General features: G+C 66.4%; 18 protein-coding genes, 1 tRNA gene and 1 pseudogene. 9 read left to right on the top strand and 11 right to left on the bottom strand.

Going from position 1 to position 16863, the window contains the following annotated elements:
• Positions 1-21: 21 nt before the first annotated feature.
• Complete coding sequence (locus QPJ90_RS15215; RefSeq protein ID WP_290131989.1) at positions 22-702, bottom strand: hypothetical protein; 681 nt, start codon at positions 700-702, stop codon at positions 22-24.
• A gap of 53 nt (positions 703-755) precedes the next feature.
• On the opposite strand from QPJ90_RS15215, the gene QPJ90_RS15210 reads away from it, so the two are divergent.
• Positions 756-1058, top strand: coding sequence for a hypothetical protein (locus QPJ90_RS15210; protein WP_290131988.1), 303 nt, complete (start codon positions 756-758; stop codon positions 1056-1058).
• A gap of 3 nt (positions 1059-1061) precedes the next feature.
• Here QPJ90_RS15210 and QPJ90_RS15205 read toward each other — a convergent pair whose 3' ends face one another.
• Positions 1062-1907: a PHP domain-containing protein gene (locus QPJ90_RS15205; protein WP_290131987.1), complete on the bottom strand. Its 846-nt coding sequence runs from the start codon at positions 1905-1907 to the stop codon at positions 1062-1064.
• A 53-nt stretch (positions 1908-1960) separates the two neighbouring features.
• On the opposite strand from QPJ90_RS15205, the gene QPJ90_RS15200 reads away from it, so the two are divergent.
• A complete protein-coding gene (locus tag QPJ90_RS15200) occupies positions 1961-2398 on the top strand; it encodes a GNAT family N-acetyltransferase (RefSeq protein ID WP_290131986.1) in 438 nt (145 codons plus the stop codon).
• A gap of 3 nt (positions 2399-2401) precedes the next feature.
• On the opposite strand, the gene QPJ90_RS15195 is transcribed toward QPJ90_RS15200, so the two are convergent.
• Complete coding sequence (locus tag QPJ90_RS15195; protein WP_290131985.1) at positions 2402-2947, bottom strand: hypothetical protein; 546 nt, start codon at positions 2945-2947, stop codon at positions 2402-2404.
• Between the two features lie 242 nt (positions 2948-3189).
• Positions 3190-5532, bottom strand: a complete 2343-nt coding sequence (locus tag QPJ90_RS15190; RefSeq protein ID WP_186317533.1) for an AAA family ATPase — start codon at positions 5530-5532, stop codon at positions 3190-3192.
• 164 nt (positions 5533-5696) lie between these two features.
• On the opposite strand from QPJ90_RS15190, the gene QPJ90_RS15185 reads away from it, so the two are divergent.
• Positions 5697-5769, top strand: a tRNA-Val gene (locus QPJ90_RS15185).
• Positions 5770-5829: 60 nt separating this feature from the next.
• Here QPJ90_RS15185 and QPJ90_RS15180 read toward each other — a convergent pair.
• Positions 5830-6255 (bottom strand): hypothetical protein, encoded by a 426-nt coding sequence (locus QPJ90_RS15180; protein ID WP_290131984.1) that lies wholly within the window; start codon positions 6253-6255, stop codon positions 5830-5832.
• Between the two features lie 227 nt (positions 6256-6482).
• On the opposite strand from QPJ90_RS15180, the gene QPJ90_RS15175 reads away from it, so the two are divergent.
• Together QPJ90_RS15175 and QPJ90_RS15170 are read left to right on the top strand one after the other, a co-directional pair.
• Positions 6483-7673 (top strand): hypothetical protein, encoded by a 1191-nt coding sequence (locus tag QPJ90_RS15175; RefSeq protein WP_144759186.1) that lies wholly within the window; start codon positions 6483-6485, stop codon positions 7671-7673.
• Positions 7670-8110, top strand: coding sequence for a hypothetical protein (locus QPJ90_RS15170; RefSeq protein ID WP_186317532.1), 441 nt, complete (start codon positions 7670-7672; stop codon positions 8108-8110). The genes QPJ90_RS15175 and QPJ90_RS15170 overlap by 4 nt, the downstream gene beginning before the upstream one ends.
• A gap of 51 nt (positions 8111-8161) precedes the next feature.
• Here the strand turns inward: QPJ90_RS15170 and QPJ90_RS15165 are convergent, their stop codons facing one another.
• Together QPJ90_RS15165 and QPJ90_RS15160 are read right to left on the bottom strand one after the other, a co-directional pair.
• On the bottom strand, positions 8162-9247 hold the full coding sequence (locus tag QPJ90_RS15165; protein WP_186317531.1) for a tyrosine-type recombinase/integrase: 1086 nt from the start codon (positions 9245-9247) through the stop codon (positions 8162-8164).
• Positions 9247-9459: a helix-turn-helix domain-containing protein gene (locus QPJ90_RS15160; RefSeq protein WP_186317530.1), complete on the bottom strand. Its 213-nt coding sequence runs from the start codon at positions 9457-9459 to the stop codon at positions 9247-9249. The genes QPJ90_RS15165 and QPJ90_RS15160 overlap by 1 nt, the downstream gene beginning before the upstream one ends.
• A 226-nt stretch (positions 9460-9685) precedes the next feature.
• Here QPJ90_RS15160 and QPJ90_RS15155 point away from each other — a divergent pair, with 226 nt between their 5' ends.
• On the top strand, positions 9686-10411 hold the full coding sequence (locus tag QPJ90_RS15155) for a hypothetical protein (protein WP_144759176.1): 726 nt from the start codon (positions 9686-9688) through the stop codon (positions 10409-10411).
• 17 nt (positions 10412-10428) lie between these two features.
• On the opposite strand, the gene QPJ90_RS15150 is transcribed toward QPJ90_RS15155, so the two are convergent.
• Positions 10429-10728, bottom strand: a complete 300-nt coding sequence (locus QPJ90_RS15150; RefSeq protein ID WP_144759173.1) for a hypothetical protein — start codon at positions 10726-10728, stop codon at positions 10429-10431.
• 881 nt (positions 10729-11609) lie between these two features.
• On the opposite strand from QPJ90_RS15150, the pseudogene QPJ90_RS15145 reads away from it, so the two are divergent.
• Together QPJ90_RS15145 and QPJ90_RS15140 are read left to right on the top strand one after the other, a co-directional pair.
• A pseudogene (locus tag QPJ90_RS15145) lies at positions 11610-12488 on the top strand (MFS transporter); the annotation flags it as partial.
• A 517-nt stretch (positions 12489-13005) separates the two neighbouring features.
• Positions 13006-13518, top strand: a complete 513-nt coding sequence (locus QPJ90_RS15140) for an ATP-binding protein (protein ID WP_260855656.1) — start codon at positions 13006-13008, stop codon at positions 13516-13518.
• Between the two features lie 47 nt (positions 13519-13565).
• Here QPJ90_RS15140 and QPJ90_RS15135 read toward each other — a convergent pair whose 3' ends face one another.
• The 3 genes from QPJ90_RS15135 to QPJ90_RS15125 all read right to left on the bottom strand — a co-directional run bounded on the left by QPJ90_RS15135 (position 13566) and on the right by QPJ90_RS15125 (position 16062).
• Positions 13566-14735 (bottom strand): permease, encoded by a 1170-nt coding sequence (locus tag QPJ90_RS15135; protein ID WP_290131983.1) that lies wholly within the window; start codon positions 14733-14735, stop codon positions 13566-13568.
• A 130-nt stretch (positions 14736-14865) separates the two neighbouring features.
• Entirely contained in the window at positions 14866-15480 is a 615-nt protein-coding gene (locus QPJ90_RS15130) for a DUF305 domain-containing protein (RefSeq protein WP_290131982.1), read from the bottom strand.
• Between the two features lie 111 nt (positions 15481-15591).
• Complete coding sequence (locus QPJ90_RS15125) at positions 15592-16062, bottom strand: hypothetical protein (RefSeq protein ID WP_290131981.1); 471 nt, start codon at positions 16060-16062, stop codon at positions 15592-15594.
• Positions 16063-16355: 293 nt separating this feature from the next.
• Here QPJ90_RS15125 and QPJ90_RS15120 point away from each other — a divergent pair, with 293 nt between their 5' ends.
• The gene (locus QPJ90_RS15120) at positions 16356-16862 is read left to right on the top strand and encodes a universal stress protein (protein WP_144759161.1); all 507 of its coding nucleotides are present in this window, start codon (positions 16356-16358) and stop codon (positions 16860-16862) included.
• The last annotated feature ends 1 nt before the right edge of the window (position 16863 follow it).

The raw sequence follows: 16863 nt of genomic DNA, 5'->3' as shown, positions 1-16863 counted from the left end.
TCCCGTCCGGCCTTGGTCGCGTCAGCGACCCCGCGTCCGTGCGTCCGCCGCGGCGAGCGCCGCTCGCATCCGTTCGGCGTCGCCGGGCGCCCACCCGCCGGAACTCGCGAGCGGGAGCTCGGTCATGTGCCTGCGGAGGTGCTCGGGGTAGTCACGGACGATGCGGTCCGGGTCGCTGCGTACGGTCGCGTACAGCGCTGGGCCGTCGGCGTAGTACAGGTCGGCGACGACGATCCGGCCGTCCGATCCGCGCATGACGTTCGCGGGGTTGTCGTCGAGCGGTCCCCACCACGGCTGCTCGGCCCGGCCCAGGGCGTGCACGTCCTCGATGTGGGCGGCGAGCTCGGCCACCGACGGGTCCCGCGTCGCGAGGGCGCGGTGGAACGCGGTGCCGACGTCCTCAGGGACGGGTTCGAGGTACTCCATCACGGTGAGGTCGGCGCCGCCCTCGAGGACGCGGTGCTCGACGAGCGCGGGCACCTGCCGGGTGTGGGCCGCGCGGCGGTACAGCAGGGCGGAGTAGGGCCCGGCGGGGTCGAACGGGCTGATGCGCGCGGCGAGGGTGCCGGACGGGGAGCGGAGCGCCGTCGCCCAGTCGCCGGTCCCGCAGGGCGTCCAGCCGAGTCGCTCCAGTGTGGCGACCACGTCGGTCCACGGCTGCTCGGGGGTGAGGTGGTGGAGGAACGCGTCGGCGGGGTCCATGTCGCCATCCTGCCGTTCGAACGTGCGTTCGAATCCGTGGCACGATGGTCGGCATGGGTCAGAACCGCCGGTACGGAATCGATGTCTCCCGCGCCGCGGTCAATGAGTTCCTGACGCGCCCGTACCCCGTGACCCTGACGCGCGAGGAGATCGGTCCGGAGCCCGCGGTCCCGGTGTCCGACGGCGAGGTGGTCGACGTGTGGTTGCGGTTCGTGGAGGTCCGCGTGCAGGAGCGGGCGGTGGTCGTCGCGTACACCGATCGTGCCGTGCAGGTGGAGGTCGCGCGGCGGGACGGTTCCCGGTACCGGGTGTGGGTGTGGCAGGGGGCGGTCACGACGCCCGGCCGGGGCCGCTGAGCGTCAGCGCGTCCAGAAGTCCTCGGGTCGGCGGCCGGGGCGGAACCCGAAGTGCTCCACCATCGCGACCGCTTCGGGGAAGCCTGCCGCGAGGCCGTCCGCGCTGTGGGCGTCGCTCCCGAAGGTCACGGCGCGTCCGCCCTCCTCGGCCCACCACTGCGGTACCCACGGCCAGAGCCGCCGGGTGTTCATCTCGAGCGCCCGACCGGAGGCAGCGAGTGCGCGCATCCCGGCGCGGAACCCCTCCTCGAACGCGCGCGGGTCGAACGGCCCGGCGGTGGCGGTGGGCCATGCCCGGGCGGCGTAGTCGATGTGCGTGAGGACCGCGAAGGAGTCCGAGCCGGCGATCATCCGTGGGAGTTCCTCGAGGTACGCCCGCACCACATCTGACGGTGACCGGTGCCGGTAGAGCGTGATCGGCTCGGTGCGGTCCGTTCCCTCGAACGGCAGCATGTGCAGCGACCCGTTCACCCGGTCGACCCGTTGCAGCACGTCGGCTGCGGCGGTGTCCCACAGATGGGGTTGACCGAACTCGACGCCGGTCAGGATCGTGAGCTCCGGGAAGTCGTGGCGGCAGCGCTCGACCGTGTCCAGGTAGCCATCGACGTCGAAGGGCGGCAGCCGGACCGCTCCCTGCTCGTCGACGAGTGCGCGGGCGTGCGGTCCGAGGTCGTCCGGTTCGGCTCGCCAGTGGTCCTCGAGGTCGAGGTGCTCGGTGAACACGAGGGCGGGGAGCCCGATCCGGACCGCTCGTTCGCAGGTGCGTCGCATCGAGCCGGGCGAAGCCGGGTCCGATCCGGCGTCCCAGGAGAACTCGCTGTGCACGTGCGCGTCGGCGGGCAGCGTCATGCGACCGACCCTGCCATCCGACGCCGAAGCCGACAACCCCTACGCTGAGTCGGATGGACACGTCGCTCCGACCAGCCGTCGCCGCCGACATCGACTGGCTGGTCGAACTCCGCGCGGTGGTGCTCCGTGATGACCTCACCCGGCTCGGCGTCTTCGACGAGGTCCGGGTGCGCTCGCGGATGCGGGACGCGTGGCAGCCGGAGTGGAGCCGCGTGGTCGTCGTCGACGGTGCCGACGTCGGCTCCGTCACGACGCGGCTCGACGGAGACACCCGGTGGATCGAACACCTCTACCTCGCGCCCGAGCTGCAGGGGCAGGGGATCGGCTCCGCCGTGCTCCGGACGGTGCTCGACGAACCGCACGCAGGGCCGACGCGGCTGAACGTGCTTCAGGGGAGTGCCGCCCGTCGCCTGTACGAGCGGCTCGGGTTCGTCAGCGACGAGGAGGACGACGTCGACGTGTTCATGACCCTCCGTGCCGGCGAGGTGTGACCGTCAGACGTCGCCTGCGGTGAGCTCGAAGTGTCGCAGGACGACGTCAGCGACGTCGGCAGGCGCGATGGTGTCCGTGTCGACGACGAGTTCGTCCAGGTCCGCGGCTGCTTGTCGTTCGGCGATCCGCTCGAACCTGTCCAGATGCCACTCGAGGTGGTGCTGACGGCGCTGGTCGTACCGGGTCCGCAGCCGAGCCTCGATCGTCGCCGGGCTCGCGACCAAACGGATCGACCGCACGGGCAGGTCGACCGCCTCCGCGTACCGGTCGAGGTCCGCGCTGCTCGTGAGGACACCGCTGAGGACGAGCTGCCGCGGGCCCGCGGCCCGGTAGTTCGCCCAGGCGGCAGCGATGTTCCGCGCCTCGAGGACGGTGTTCTCCGTGTCGCCCTCCGCGACCGGCCACGACCGGTGGAACCAATCCACGTCCATCAGGCTGAACGCGCGTCCGGTCGCAGCGAAGCGGTCGCCGACAGCATCGAGCACCGCGGACTTTCCGACGCCGTACGAGCCGTTGAGGAAGATCGCGTACTCGCCATCGCGCGCCATGCCCCCGACCCTACGGTTGCCGGGGGCGTTTCGCTTCCGAACGCCCCTAGGATGGTGCGGCAGGGGCTCTTAGCTCAGTTGGTAGAGCGCTTCGTTTACACCGTGGATGTCAGTCCCGTCGCTCGCGCTCCGCTGGTCGCCGAAAGACCAGGTCAGGACGGTGATCGTCCCGTTCCCTCTGACTGGTCCGAGCGTTGCTCCGTGTCCGTGTCGGTTTGGTGTCGGTGCGGAAATGGCAACGGCTAGGCGGCAGCGACCGGTTCCACCGTGACCGAAGCCGCACCGATGTACGAGAGGCCCGGCACGACGGCGGCGCACATCTGCTCGAAGTGCGGCCGATCCACTGCCGCGATGAAGCGGAACACCGACTCGAGGACGACCACCGCCTCGTGCACGTCCACGGGCCGAGAGATGTCCGCTTCTTCGCTGTGCGACGACTGGTGAAGGAACCGCACCAGACGCTGGCGGAGTGGCTGCTCGATCTGGTGTTCGTCGAACGCCGTCCGCATGCTCCCTTCGAAGTCGCCCATGAGCACTGGCAACCGAAAGGCCAGGAACGACTCCAAGAGCCGCCTCGCGGCGTTCGGTAGGAGCGCAGCAGCTTCAAGCTCAGCCTCGAACTGCGTACCGGAGTTCCGCTCGAGGACGGCACTGCCGACTCGCCAGAACAGGTAGTGGTACTGGGAGCGCAGCTTCTTGCGGAGCTGAGGGTCGCTCCAGCTCCGCAGCACAGGCACACGACGGGGAACGTCCTCAGCGTCGCGACTCACCCTCGAGCGCAGTTCGTGCAATGAGTACGAGTTGTCCCGGCGGAGCCGCGAGTTCAGCCGGTCCAGTTGGTTCACCCACATCCGGAAGAGCTCGAAGCTGTGCGTGAGCAGGATCAACTGGTGGCGGATGCCCGCTCCGACGAAGGTGTTCCAGAGGTGCCCGGAGACGCCGACCATGATCTCCTGGTCCAGACTCGACACCGGATCGTCAATGACGACGGTCAGGTCGGCGCCACGCATCGTCTCGTCGCGGAGGCTGCACAGGAAGTGGAGCAGCGAGATCGCCGTCCGCTCGCCCTCGCTGAGACCGACGGCCGGGCGCCCGTCCCGTTCGATGGCGTAACGCCCATCGACGGCGGTGAAGCGGAGCTCGTCGCGACCGAGGAGGACGGCAACGTCTCGGGTGAGCTCGCTTGCAAGTGGTCCCGCGTCGAGCCCGGCAGAATTCAGGCGCCCACGTTCGCGGGTCAACTGCTCGCGCTCGGCGCCGTGGTCTGCCGCTTGTTGCTCGGCGCCGAGCGCTCGCTCCGACAACGACACGTACTCCGAGCGGATCAACTCGACCCGAGCGCGCTCGACACGGTCGGCGGCGTCCGCGCGGATCGACTCGAACGCCGCCGAACGCTCGTTGTGGTCCCGCAGCACGAGGTTGATCGCGGCCACGTCGTCCGATTGGCCGTCGACAACACCGGGATCGAACGTGACCACGTCGAACATCGCGGAGCGCTTGGTCTCGATCGCACGGCGAACCGCGTCGAGGGCCTCGCTTCGAGACGTGGTGGCCTCTCGCACCCCGGCGAGCAGCTCACCGTACGACTCCCGGAGCGGCGGGTACAGGAGATTTGCTGCCGGCGCGCGGGAGATCATGCCCTGCTGAGCCGCGATGACCGCTGCGACGCGGCCGTCCAGCATGTCGAGCGTGCGCTCCAGCTGCCGGAACCGGCCGTCGAAGTGCGCGGCCAGAGCACCTCGGCGTTCGTCGGTCACCACACCGCCACAGAACAGGCACCGATCGCGTTGCTCGTGCCTCGACATGCCTTCACTCACCCAGGTGCTGTCCTCGGGATGCGCGGCCAGGTCGTCGAGGACCACGTTCGACACCGAGGTGGCAAGCGCGTCACCCACCTCGGCGACGAGCGGAACGACACTTTCACCGGTGATGGTGAGGAGGGCGACTGGCTCCATCTTCTGCGGACGAACAGTGCCGAGATGCGTCGAGATGACCTCGTCGAGGGGTTCGTCGAACCTGGTCGGCAAGGCATCCAGCAAGGTCTTCACCTGGCGACGGTTGTAGGCCCGGCCGTACCGTGCGCTCACGTGCTGCAGCTCGCTGTGGATCGTCGTCGCGGTCGCAGTTGCGAGACGGTCCGCAGCGTTTCTCGCGCGGCCGGCGTCCTCAACCGCGAGACGCTCCTCGCTCTCGATGATCTCGAGGCGTTCGGCGATCTGCGCGAGCCGTGTCTCGCGACCAACGCTCTTCTGGCCGAGGACGAGAAGCGGTGCTGCCTCGCTGCGATCGGTGCCGAAGCTCAGGTTGTTCTCGACGTAGTCCTGGTTGAACACGCGGACGCGTGTCCAGAAGGGGTCCTCGCTCGACGTGACTTGGCGAAGCCTGTCGCCGTCTTCGACTGAGACGTGCACGGTCGAGGCCGATGATGCCGCGGTCGCCTCGCCGAACGCGCGTGCGACTGACGACTTGCCGGTGCCGTTGCCGCCATAGACGACGTTGATCCGTTCGAAGTTGGAGGAATCGCTGCCGGGCTGCCAACGCCGGAAAAGACCGATGCCGTCGATACGGACGATGCGCTTGATCACGGGACCCCCGGCCCTTCGAGTGTGGACCCGGTCGGGTCGAACGAGCGCCGCAGCGCCGAGGGCAAGTATCGCGCAGGCGAGAGTCGGCCACCGTCGTCGGCGACGGCGAGTCAAGTCGCTCGTCGTCACGATGTCAGCTCATCGCCAAGTAGGATCGGCCTTGAGGGCTCTTAGCTCAGTTGGTAGAGCACTTCGCTTACACCGAAGTGGTCGGCGGTTCGAGCCCGCCAGAGCCCACCGGACCCTGGCAATGGTTCCGGCTCGAGCACGGGTCAGGTCCGCCGACTCGGCTCGTGATCAGCCGACGTAGAACACGTGGGGCGCACGGGCCTGCACCGAGAGCTGTCCGCCGGGACCGTTGCCCCCTACGATGACTTTGAACGGCTGCCCCGAGCCGTGATTTCGTCCAGCGCATGCGCACTCACACAGCCATGCGTTTTCGGGGAGTCCCGTCTTCCAGCACGCTTCCACGCACTTCTCGACACCGCCATGCTGAATCAGCGTTACCCGGCCGTATAGTGCGGCGAGACCGTGGATGACAGCGTTCGTGTGCGGCCGCGAGACCGACCATGATCGGGAGCTGGGGGAGTAGTTGACCTGACCCCGCCGTGAAGCGTTGAACATGTCTCCGAGGATGGTGTAGCCGCGTCCGTTGCCCTCGAACGGCATGTTCTGGATCTCCGTGCGCCGACCAGGACGAATCGTCACCGTGAGATCACCCATGCTCGGAGCCTAGAGGCTCTCGAGCGGTGCGAGCCGGAGGTCTGGAGCGGGATTGGGGCAAGGCGCACTTGTACGCGTCACCTTCTTGATGGCCTCCGGTCGGCGAGTTGACTTGCTCGACACCCGAACTCGGGGTCGCTTCGAAGGCCGACATGAGGGATCGTCGGTCGGATGGGGAGCACGGCAGCCACCGAGTCTGGATCGTTGAGCCACCACGCGGTGTTGCCGTGAGCGCCGACCAGCCAGGGACGATCGCGGTCACTCTGCACGGGAGCCGCGTGATGATCGACCGCGTCGTCTTCGTCGAGCTGTTCGAGAACTCTGTCGTGAGTGCACGCGTTCCGTATCGCCACGCCCTCGAACGGTCAACGATCAGCTTTTCTGATCTCGTCGATCTGGCGCGCACCGCACAGGTGCCGTACGCACTCTGCTTCGCGCCGCGCGAGCTGGTTCGGGCGCAGGTCGAAACGAAGACGCAGAAGCTGCTGCAAGGGTTGAGCAAAGACACCTTCGCCGTCAACTCGCGTACGACGATCGAGCTCAGCGACGTCGAGCTCATCGTCAAGGATCTTGTGCGGAAGCAGATGATGCTGCGCACTCACGACGAGTCGCTCGCCGAGAACAAGATCGTTGGAGTCCTCCGGAAGCCTCGGGCGACGATCGAGGAGGACGTCGCCGTGCTGCTCACAGCTCTCGACTTGGATGTGGCCGTACTCCGCTTGGCTCGATCGAAGGGCGCCGCCCTGTCGTTGCTCATCGAGACGCTGGAGTCGCACCAGATCCTCGTCTCGCGCAGCGTCCGCGGCTTCATGCCGCAGCTCATCGAGGTCAAGTTCAGTGGGCTGACCATCAAGGACAAGAAGGTCCCGTACATCTTCCTCTCGCGGGGGAGTCACGGCGACGACGAGGAGCCGGAGGGGCGTCAGCTCTTCACGCTTACCCTTCTCACCGTCTTGGTCGCTCGCGGCATCTTCGCCCCGGTGACCTACGACGGCCGGAACCTTGCGTCGGACCCGGGCCGCGAGTACGACATCGTTGGCGAGGTCCTAATGCCGGCGGCGGAGATGCGAACGGTTCCGTCCGACGACCTCGGGAAAATCAGGAGCACCGCCGACTCGTTCAAGGTGACTCCGAGCGCGCTGGTCGTGCGCCTCCAGCGGCTCGGACTCATCAGTTGTGTCGGTGCTCAGCAACACCTCGAGGAACTTCGCCTCGAGTTCGCCAACCGGCCGAAGTCGCAGGGCCGCCAACCGAAACCCGTGAACGGGGTCCGGACGTACAACGGCCGGGAGCTGTCCGTTCGCATGCTCGGCGCGCTGGATGCCGGCAAGATCACCGAAGGTGAGTTCTGCCGAGCGGTCTGCGCGAACAAGATCCGACCGCGAGAGATCCGGGACTTCCGGGAGGCGCTCGGATGATGGGGACGTTCTACCTCCTCGACAACAACGCGTTGACTCGGCTGACGCCGGAGCAACGCTCCTCGGCGTTCGTGCACGAACAGTGTCGGCTACCGTCCGAAGTGCTCCACGAAGCACGATTCCTTCCGGACGTCGATTCGCTGCGCGCGCTCGAATACTCGACCGATGAGGGCGTCCTCCTGCACCTCGCTGCCGTCCTTCAATGTGTTCCAGCCGACGACACGACCCTCATCGACCTCTACGCAAATCTCGGGAATGCCGACCCGATGTTGCTCGCGTGCGCGCTCGACGCGATGGCCGAGGCTGAGCTGGGTCTGTTCGGTGCGGAGTGGGTGGTCGTGTCGAACGACCGCGCCGTGGTGACGCTGGCTGGTGACCTAGGCGTGCCGACACTCTCGAGCGACGAGTTCTCGTTGGTGCTCATCGAGGAGGGCTGAGACGGAGCGGCCGGGCCGGGCCGGGCCCCGTTCGGTTCCGCTGCCTCCGCCTCATGACAAGTCTCGCTCCTCGGAGCGCTCGCGTCGAGCTCGCATCATCCGGGCGATGGCGGCCATGTCGCCGTCGTCGTTCATCCAGTGGGAGTAGCGGTTGACGGTCTGCTGTGTCGTGCTGTGACCGAGCCATACAGAGATGGTCTTGACGTTGATTCCGTCGCTCATCCACGCCGTCGCGGCGGTGTGGCGAAGGTCGTGGACACGATGGTTCCCTGCCGTCGTCTTCCAGCGAAGGTCGCGGGTGAAGTTCGGTCCGCTCAGTTCGGAGCCGCCGGTCGACCGGAACAGGAACGCGTCGGGCGACTTGCCATCAGCATGGCGCATCGCGATTTCCTCTGCGTTGCCCATGAGAGGGACCTTCCGGCTTCGCCGTCCTTTCGTCTGCTTTTCGGGGTACCCGTCGCTCTTCGAGCGCTCGACCATGACTGCGGGGAAGGGGTTCGTGACGATGTTGCGGACACGGAGCGCCTTCATCTCTCCCCAGCGCAGACCGGTCTCCCGAAGAAACTCGACAACGTCGGCGTAGTTCGGGTTCAGGGCTCGCTGAGCCACGAGCATCGACCTGAACTCCGACTCGGTGAAGGGCCGGACGGTGTTCGTTTCCGTTCCGTCCCCGCGACCGAGCGGTGCATCCAGGACTGGGTTGTGCGAGATGTACGCCTCCCGCACCGCGTACGCGAAGACCCCACCGAGCGACTCCCGAATTCGCTTCGCGGTGCTGTGCCGCTTGGTGCGCACGAGGTTGGCGACGTACCTTCGCAGCTGCCGGCCGTCGATGGAACCGATGGGAAGCCGCTTCATCTGGTCTGAGACGTGGAGGCGGAGGTTTGTCTCATCGGTGTCGTAGGTCTGTTGCGAGACGAGTCCGCGCCGCTCGGTCAGGAACTCCTTGATGAGTTCTGCGAGCGTCATCTCGGCGTTGCGAGGGTCGGACCAGGTTCCGGATGCGAGAGTCGTCTTCTGGCCGAGCTCCCAAGCGTCGGCGTCCTTCTTCCGGTCGAACGTCGCCATCGAGACCTGCTTGCCGCGGTGGTAGACGCGGGCGCGCCAACGTCCGTTGTCCGCCTTCTTGACGCTCATCAGGCTGCCTCCGCCTCGTCGCTCAGCATGTTGAGCCATGCATCGACGTCGGACGTCCGAAACCTGAGGGCTCGACCGATGCGGACGCCCCTCGGGCCGCGTCCCTGGCTTCGCAGCGAGTAGAGCGTGCTCTTCGAGGTCTGCGTGTAGTGGCTGAGCTCGTCCATCGTGAGCATTGGCTCCAGCTGGGGGTTCGCGCTCGCGTCGGTCATGGATTGTGTATGCGCGGACGCATTCGGTACGCCGCACGTCGCGCAGCGGGTCTGGGTTTCGGTCATGGGAGGCCTATGCGTCGCTCACGGGACCAGCACCCGGAAACCGGGTTTTGCCTGGTCAGGCGGTAACTCGGGACGATCGTCGCCAGTCCAGTCGGTCACGATCGCACGCGAGACCGGGGCGTGGGGCGCCCGTTCCTTGAACATCTGGCACCCTTTGAGCGTGGCAACGATCATGACGAAGACAAAGGCAGCCGCGACCATCCGGGAGCACCTCGCCCAGAGCGGCGTCGATGTGACGAAGCTCCACACGGTCACGAACACCGCTCAGCTCGTCATTCTCGAAGACGACCTCGTCGTTTCTGCAGCGTTGCTTCGGCCGCGCGGCGTGACCGCCGACCAGGTCACGCCGGTCCTCGAGCGAGCTGAGATGCGAGCGGTTCGGGTGTACGTGGTGTCTGGCTGGAACGAGGATGCAACTGCGGCTCTTGACGCGGTAGGCATCGAGCGATTCAGCATTGGGTCAAACGGTGTTGTCACAGCGGACAACGTGGTGGCGGAGATCTCGGCTGCCTCGGGAGCGCTGCTGGACGAGGCTAGGGCGCTGAGCGTTGTCAACGACATCGCGGCCGCCGCACACCGGCTCCAGGCTGCGGCGGAGCAGCTTGTCGATCTGGCTTTGCGAGTCCGTATCGCGCAACAGCGCGGAGCTGTCACGTCGACGGAATGGTTGGACGTCGTGGACATTCGGAGACGAGTAGACGACGCGCGGAACTTGCTGGCTCCTGCTCTTGATCGTGCGAAGGTGGCGGTGCCCTTCGGCCGTGTTCCAGCGAGTCGGATCGCTCGTTGGCTTCCGGTCAGATCTGCGAACGAGACGCTGGCGGAAGTCATGGCAATCGGTCGCCGAGAGATCGACGCGTCGCAGAGGGCGCTCGGGCTGGCGTAGCGTCGCCAGCCCTGGCGTCAGGGCTCGTCGGGCAGCTCCGTCAGGGTGCGTCGAATGAGCTCGTGGGAGAGCACTCCGACATCCGTTCCGGCGTGCAAGGCCTTGAGTGCTCCGATGAGCTCCTCCCGCGCGATGTTCGCAACCTCCCCGCTGTCCCAAACTTCGGCCGCGCGCACCCGCCATCGGGTGCGTCGGATGACCTCGAACGCGGTCTCGTCCGACTCCGGGTCCTGCGCGGCGAGAAGAACGAGTCGTTCGAGTTCACGTGAGGTCTGGAGCAGCGCCCATCGTGCGCGCAGTTGAGATGCGATATCCATGCTCGTCTCTATGCGCGGAGTTCCTCGACCTGCTCCTCCGAGCCGTGCGAATTGGGCCTCAGAATGCCACGCCGGGGCCAGCGCCAGCTCGCCAATCTCGCCCAGAACAGGGCCGAATTTTCGCTCGACGCCTCACCCATGTCGGAGACGGCGGAACCGTTGCGTCTTGTGAGGAAAGACCAACGGGCCAGACGACGTGGCACGCGGCGATGCGATCCTACGAGGCTCCCGCTGGTCCGTTGCGCCCGTGTCAGGCTCCGGTAGAGGAGCGGCGCGACGACGATGTCGTAGAGGCCTGAGGTCACCTCTCAGACCGTTCATGCGCGGCTCCTGTCGTCGACACGTCAGCGCTTCGCCTTCGCCGAGCCCGCTGTCGTACACACCACGGGTCACGGCGGACGCACCGCGAGTGTCCTCGTCTCGTCAATCCACGTCGGGCCGACATCAGGGTGCTGCCGAAGACGGCCCCGCATGCTCGCCGCCCAGGTCGTGATCTCCCGGCAAGGCGTCGTGCGCCTGCCACGCGCGTCACATCTTGGTGATGTCCTTCTGGACACTGTGCCGACGTGAGCGCACCGACGTGGCGCTGCCGTTTGCGGTTCGCCGACCGTTCCTCCTGGACGATTCGACATCATCACACCGCTCGCTACGACGCTGTCGGCCAACACGCGATCTTGGCTGACGATCTCGCGCCGGTCCTACTGCCTTGGCACGACCAGGCTCCACCCATTGATGGTCATTAGCGGCGCTACCGCGCACATAAGGAGAACCGGGACCGCGGATACTCCGACCCTCCCTAACGTTGACGGTCGAGGGGTGACACGTCTGGCAGTGACGCCGACTGGCCCAGCCCTCGTGTCCGCTCAACGAGGAGAGGCCCAATGCAGTCCACCCGCACCGTCGCGCGAGCACGACGCGCAGCTTTCGCCAGCTTCCTCGGCGGCACCCTGGAGTACTACGACTTCTTCGTGTACACGACCGCGGCATCGCTGATCTTCGGCCGGGTGTTCTTCCCTGCGGGGGATCCGACCGCCGCGCTGATCCAGTCCTTCGCGGTGCTCGGAGTCGGATACGTGTTCCGGCCGATCGGCGCCTTCATCTTCGGGCACCTCGGCGACCGCGTCAGCCGGAAGAACACGCTCGTGGCGACGCTGACGATCATGGGCGCCTCGACGTTCCTCATCGGCGTCCTCCCCACGTTCCAGACGGCCGGCTACCTCGCGCCGATTCTGCTCGTCGTGCTCCGGATCCTGCAGGGCTTGTCCGCCGGTGGCGAGACCGCCGGCGCTTCCACGTTGACGGTCGAGGAGTCGCCGGAGGGTCGCCGGGCGTTCTACGCGAGTTTCACGTCTTCGGGCATCAGCGCCGGGATCGTCCTGGCATCGCTCGTCTTCCTTCCCGTCGCCGCGCTGCCGGAAGCCGCCCGCGACAGCTGGGGATGGCGAGTCCCGTTCCTGCTTTCCGTCGTCGTCCTGATCGTCGCGTACCTCGTGCGCCGCCGCCTCGAGGAACCTGAGGTGTTCGTCGACGAGAAGGACGCCCATCGGCGCGCCCGTCTGCCGATGGTCGGGCTGTTCCGGTCGAATCCGAAGGCGTTCCTGGTCGTCGTACTGATGTCGCTGGTGATCGTCATCACCACGTTCATGCAGTCGTTCGGCCTCGCGTACGCGACCCAGATCAGCACGCTGTCACCGGCGGACATGCTCTGGACCAGCGTCGCGGGCAACGTGCTCGCTGTCGTCTGGGGACAGCCCGTTCATCGTCGCGGCCCCGGGGACATCGCGGAACTCGAATCAGGACACTCCGACGACTGGGGTCCACGAGCGCTTCTTGCCTGTCTACGGAAGCTTTGTGGCGGCGGGCCCACGGAGGCCGAGCGGGTGGTCGTTGAATACGCCTGGGCCACAAACGATGAGTTTCGCGTCATCTACTCCTGGACCGGTGGCCGACGAGTCGGCATCATCCGGAATAGAGAGACCACCATCGACCGGATGGACGTCTACGCAACCGGAGACATTGCGACACCCGAAGAGTTCGGCCAGGAGGTAGCGGACTTCAACGTCGGAGAGCCCTGGGGGCGTACGGCGACATCCTCGATGTTGATGCCGACGGTCTCGGGTGGTGGGGCCACATCCCCCTTTGCCGCCGCTCGTGACCGCCCGTTGATGGATCGATCTTCGGACACGTCCTCAGTGGTCCAGCGTGCGTATCCACGTCGCTGGTGCTGCGCGTCCGCGAGCGATAGACAAGGAGCTACGGCCGCCGAAGGAGTTGTCGATGCTGGTTCAGGTTTGTGGTCTTCCTGGTGCAGGGAAGTCGACGCTGTCTGCTGCTATCGCGGAGCTGATGCCCTCGCTGACGCTCCGCGTCGACGCGATCGAGGGCGCGATGTGGAAGTACCAAATCCCACGCGAGCAGTCCGGTATCGCTGCGTACTCGATCATGCATGCCATCGTGGTACCGAACCTCCGTCGCGGTCAGGTGGTCATCGCGGACGCGGTGAGCGGCGTTGAACCTGCTCGGGCTGGGTGGGTGTCCACGGCTGATGCCGCCGGGGTGCCGCTGCGCGTGATCGAGGTCGTGTGTGCCGACGTCGACGAACACCGCCGCCGCGTGGAACAGCGTGCGAACGACCTGCCCGGGTTCACGTTGCCGACGTGGGACGAGGTACAGCGCACCGCCGACGAGTACGAGCCCCGCACGGACGATCGGCTCATCACCGACAGCACCCGCCCTCTCGAAGAGACGGTTCGCCAGGCACTCGACTACCTCGAACTCCACGCCCGGTAGGCGATCGGCTACCGGACGGCGGAGGGGGGGGCGGTCCTACGGAATGGTCAGGTGTGCGAGTGGCCGTGGCTGTTCTCCTCGGGTGCGTCGCTCATCATGCGGAGCATCGACCAGGAACCGCTGCGGATGAACACGACCAGCAGGAACGCGGCGATCAGGAGGCACACGATGTTGAGCCAGGTGGTGTAGTTCCAGCTGATTGTGGTCGCGACGATGCTCAGGTGCCGGTTCGTGGGAATCAGGCCCAGCGGAGTGAACAGCAGCTCGACGGCGTACCCGGCGAGGACCATGGCGCCGTAGAAGATGCCGGTGATCCGGAGGGCGGCCTTCCAGCCGTAGTACTTCCGGTAGATGACGATGATCGGGATGATGATCAGGTCGGCGAAGATGAAGCTGATCACGCCGCCGAAGCTGATCCCACCGTTCCAGAGCACTGCAGCCAGGGGCACGTTACCGACGGAGCAGACGAAGCTCACCATCGCCAGGATCGGTCCGATGATTGGGTCGATGATGAACGCGAGCGTGGGGTGCCCTTCGAGGAAGATCGCTTGCAGCCAGGCTTTCGGCACCCACGCGTCGAATGCGCCGGCGATGAGCAGACCGATGATGATGTCGCGGATGACGGATGCCCAGTCCATGACGAAGTACTGCGACACACTTGTCAGCCCCGGCTTCGAGAACAGTCGCCGCCAAAACCCCTGGTTGCCCTGCACGGACATGTCCATCGCCGCGTGGCCCTCCATCGATCCGGCAAGGCCCTTGTCGGCTTGCTCGCGGGCGGCGTCGAGGATCTTGCCACGCATCCAGAGTCGGAAACCGAGGGCGATGAGGATGATCATGATTGGGCCGCCGATGAACTCCGCGAGGGTGAACTGCCAGCCCATCACGAACGCCAGGATCAGGCCGAGTTCGACGACGAGGTTCGTCGATGCGACCTCGAACGCCATCGCGGATGACAGGCTCGCGCCTTTCCGGAACAGGGCTCGTGCGAGTGCGACTGCGGCGTAGGAGCAGGACGATGACAGGGCGCCGAGTCCGGTCGCGACGCTGATCGCGCGAGGCGAGTCGTCGTGCATGAGCTTCATGATCCGGTCCGTGCGGACGACGGCTTGGATGATACCGGACAGGGCGAAGCCGAGGATGAGGGGCCAGAGGATCTCCCACCCCATGGAGCCAGCGGCTGCGAGGGCGTCGCCGAGCGCGTTGAGGATGAACATGTACACCTACTTCGTTGCGGTGCGGGAAGAGTGTCCCGCAGCGTCGTGAGAATGAGGGAGACCGGACCGGGTCGGACCGGACCGGTTGCGCGCCGAGGAGGCGGTCAAGCCTGCCTCGGCGCGCGCCGGGTCACTTGGATGCGAGCATGTCCTGCATCTGGGTGATCTGCTCGGTCTGGCTCTGCACGATCGACTTCGCGAGTGCGACCGCGTCTGCGTTCTTGCCCTTGGTGACTTCGGTTTTCGCCATGTCGACGGCGCTGGTGTGGTGCTGGATCATCTGCTCGAGGTAGAGCTGCCCGGCTTCCCGCGGGGACGCGTTCTGGAGGTCCTGCATGTCGGAGTCGGACATCATCCCCGACATCGCAGAGTGGTTCATCCCAGACATGCTCGGCATCTGGGTCGGTTTGTTCCACGCCTTCAGCCAGCCGGTCATTTCCGTGATCTCGGGGGCCTGTTCGGCCTTGATCTGCTTCGCCAGCGTCCCGACGTCGGCCTGCACGCCGGAGCCCTTCGCGAGGAGCATGTCGCTCATCTCGATGGCCTGCTGGTGGTGGGGCAGCATCTGCTGCGTGAACTTGACGTCCTGATCGTTGTGCGACGCCGCGGAGGTGGATTTCGACGACGAGGATTCCGACGACGACGTCTCTGGGCTGCTGGTGTTGTTGGTGGAGCAGCCCGCGAGAGTGAGCCCGATGGCCAGGGCTGCGGCGGCCGCGAGAGCGCGCATGGTGGTGGTCTTCATGGTGGATTCCGCTTCCGTGGATGCGTCAGATGGGTGCGGGCAGGCGACTGCCTGCCCGGGTTCTGGGCATGCGGGTGCTCCCGGAGGGTGGGAGGACCCGCCGGGGTGGAATCAGACTCGGATGATCTGCAATGCCGATAGTGACGGCGGCCGCGGCGCCGCGACACGGCGTGCCACGTGGGCTGCGAGGGCGAGCAGCTGCGCGAGGAGATGCAGCACCCCGCCACTCCGGGCGCGGAGCAGCACCCACGCGAACAGGGCGATCGTCAGCATGCACGCCATCCCCATCAGCGAGCACATCAGCGCACACAAGCCACCATCGCAGCCGGCATCGCTCAGGACGTTCATCACCGCAACCGCGGGAACCACGTCTTGAGCATGACCGGTGGCCGCGGTGTGACTGGTGGCAGCGGCCGGGTGGTGCTCCATCGCGGCGGTGGGAGCTGTCATCGGATGCTCAGGGTCGGCGGTGTGCCCGGCCATGGTGTGCATCAGGACCGTGAACCCGACCAGCAGCAGCAACGCCATCGTCGCCGTGACCTGCAACAGCAGTCGGCGACGCGGAGACGTGGTGATGATCATCTGGTTTCAGTGGGTCGGAGAGCGGAGAGCGGAGAGCGTCAGCCGTGCGAGGCGACAGGTGACCGTCATGATACCCCCAAGGGGTACCCGCCGTCCGAGGATCGTGGAGGGCAGCAGCCAGCACAGGTATCGAGGTGCGGAAGATTGTCGGTGCAGGCATGGGGTGGTGGGTGCATACTTGTGGGGTCTTCGGACCCGGCAGTGGGGCTTGCCGGACCCAACCTCGACAATCGTCGACAACAGTCCCTATCTCAGCTGGTCGCGCTTTTGCGCGCCTGAGGTAGGGATATGTCATGGTCGAGTCGAACACTGCCGGTGTTGTCGTCGTCGGTGTGCAGCCAGGGCAGGCGCACGACGTCGTCGGTGTCGCGGCTGCCGTCGCTGAACGCTTCAGCGCCCGCCTGGTGTGTGTGGTCATCGATCCGGCGCTGCTGTCGACGGGGTTCCGTGCGGATGGGTCGGAGATCATCGAACCGATTGACCCGGACACGGCGGACAGCGACCCGCAGCAGCTCCCCGACGAAGACGTGCGGGTCATTCAGGAGCTCGCTGCAGCGCGATCAGTGGACGTGGAAGTTGCCTTCCGGGTCGGGGATCCGAGTCGCGCACTCGCTGCGGTGGCTGAGGAACGTGATGCGGTGATGATCGTCGTCGGATCGCAGACCGGCCGACGCCGGGTGACGGAACTGCTCAATGGGTCTGTCGCCGCGCACTTGACCCATCAGCAGCACCGGCCGGTGTTGGTCGTCCCGCATGACCCGGTTGGTGCCACCGTGGTCCGGCCGTCGGATGCCCCGTGAC

Source organism: Curtobacterium sp. 458, assembly GCF_030406605.1.
GTDB lineage: Bacteria > Actinomycetota > Actinomycetes > Actinomycetales > Microbacteriaceae > Curtobacterium.
The sequence above is the reverse complement of the archived record's forward strand: the minus strand, read 5'-3'. Positions and strand labels throughout refer to the sequence as shown.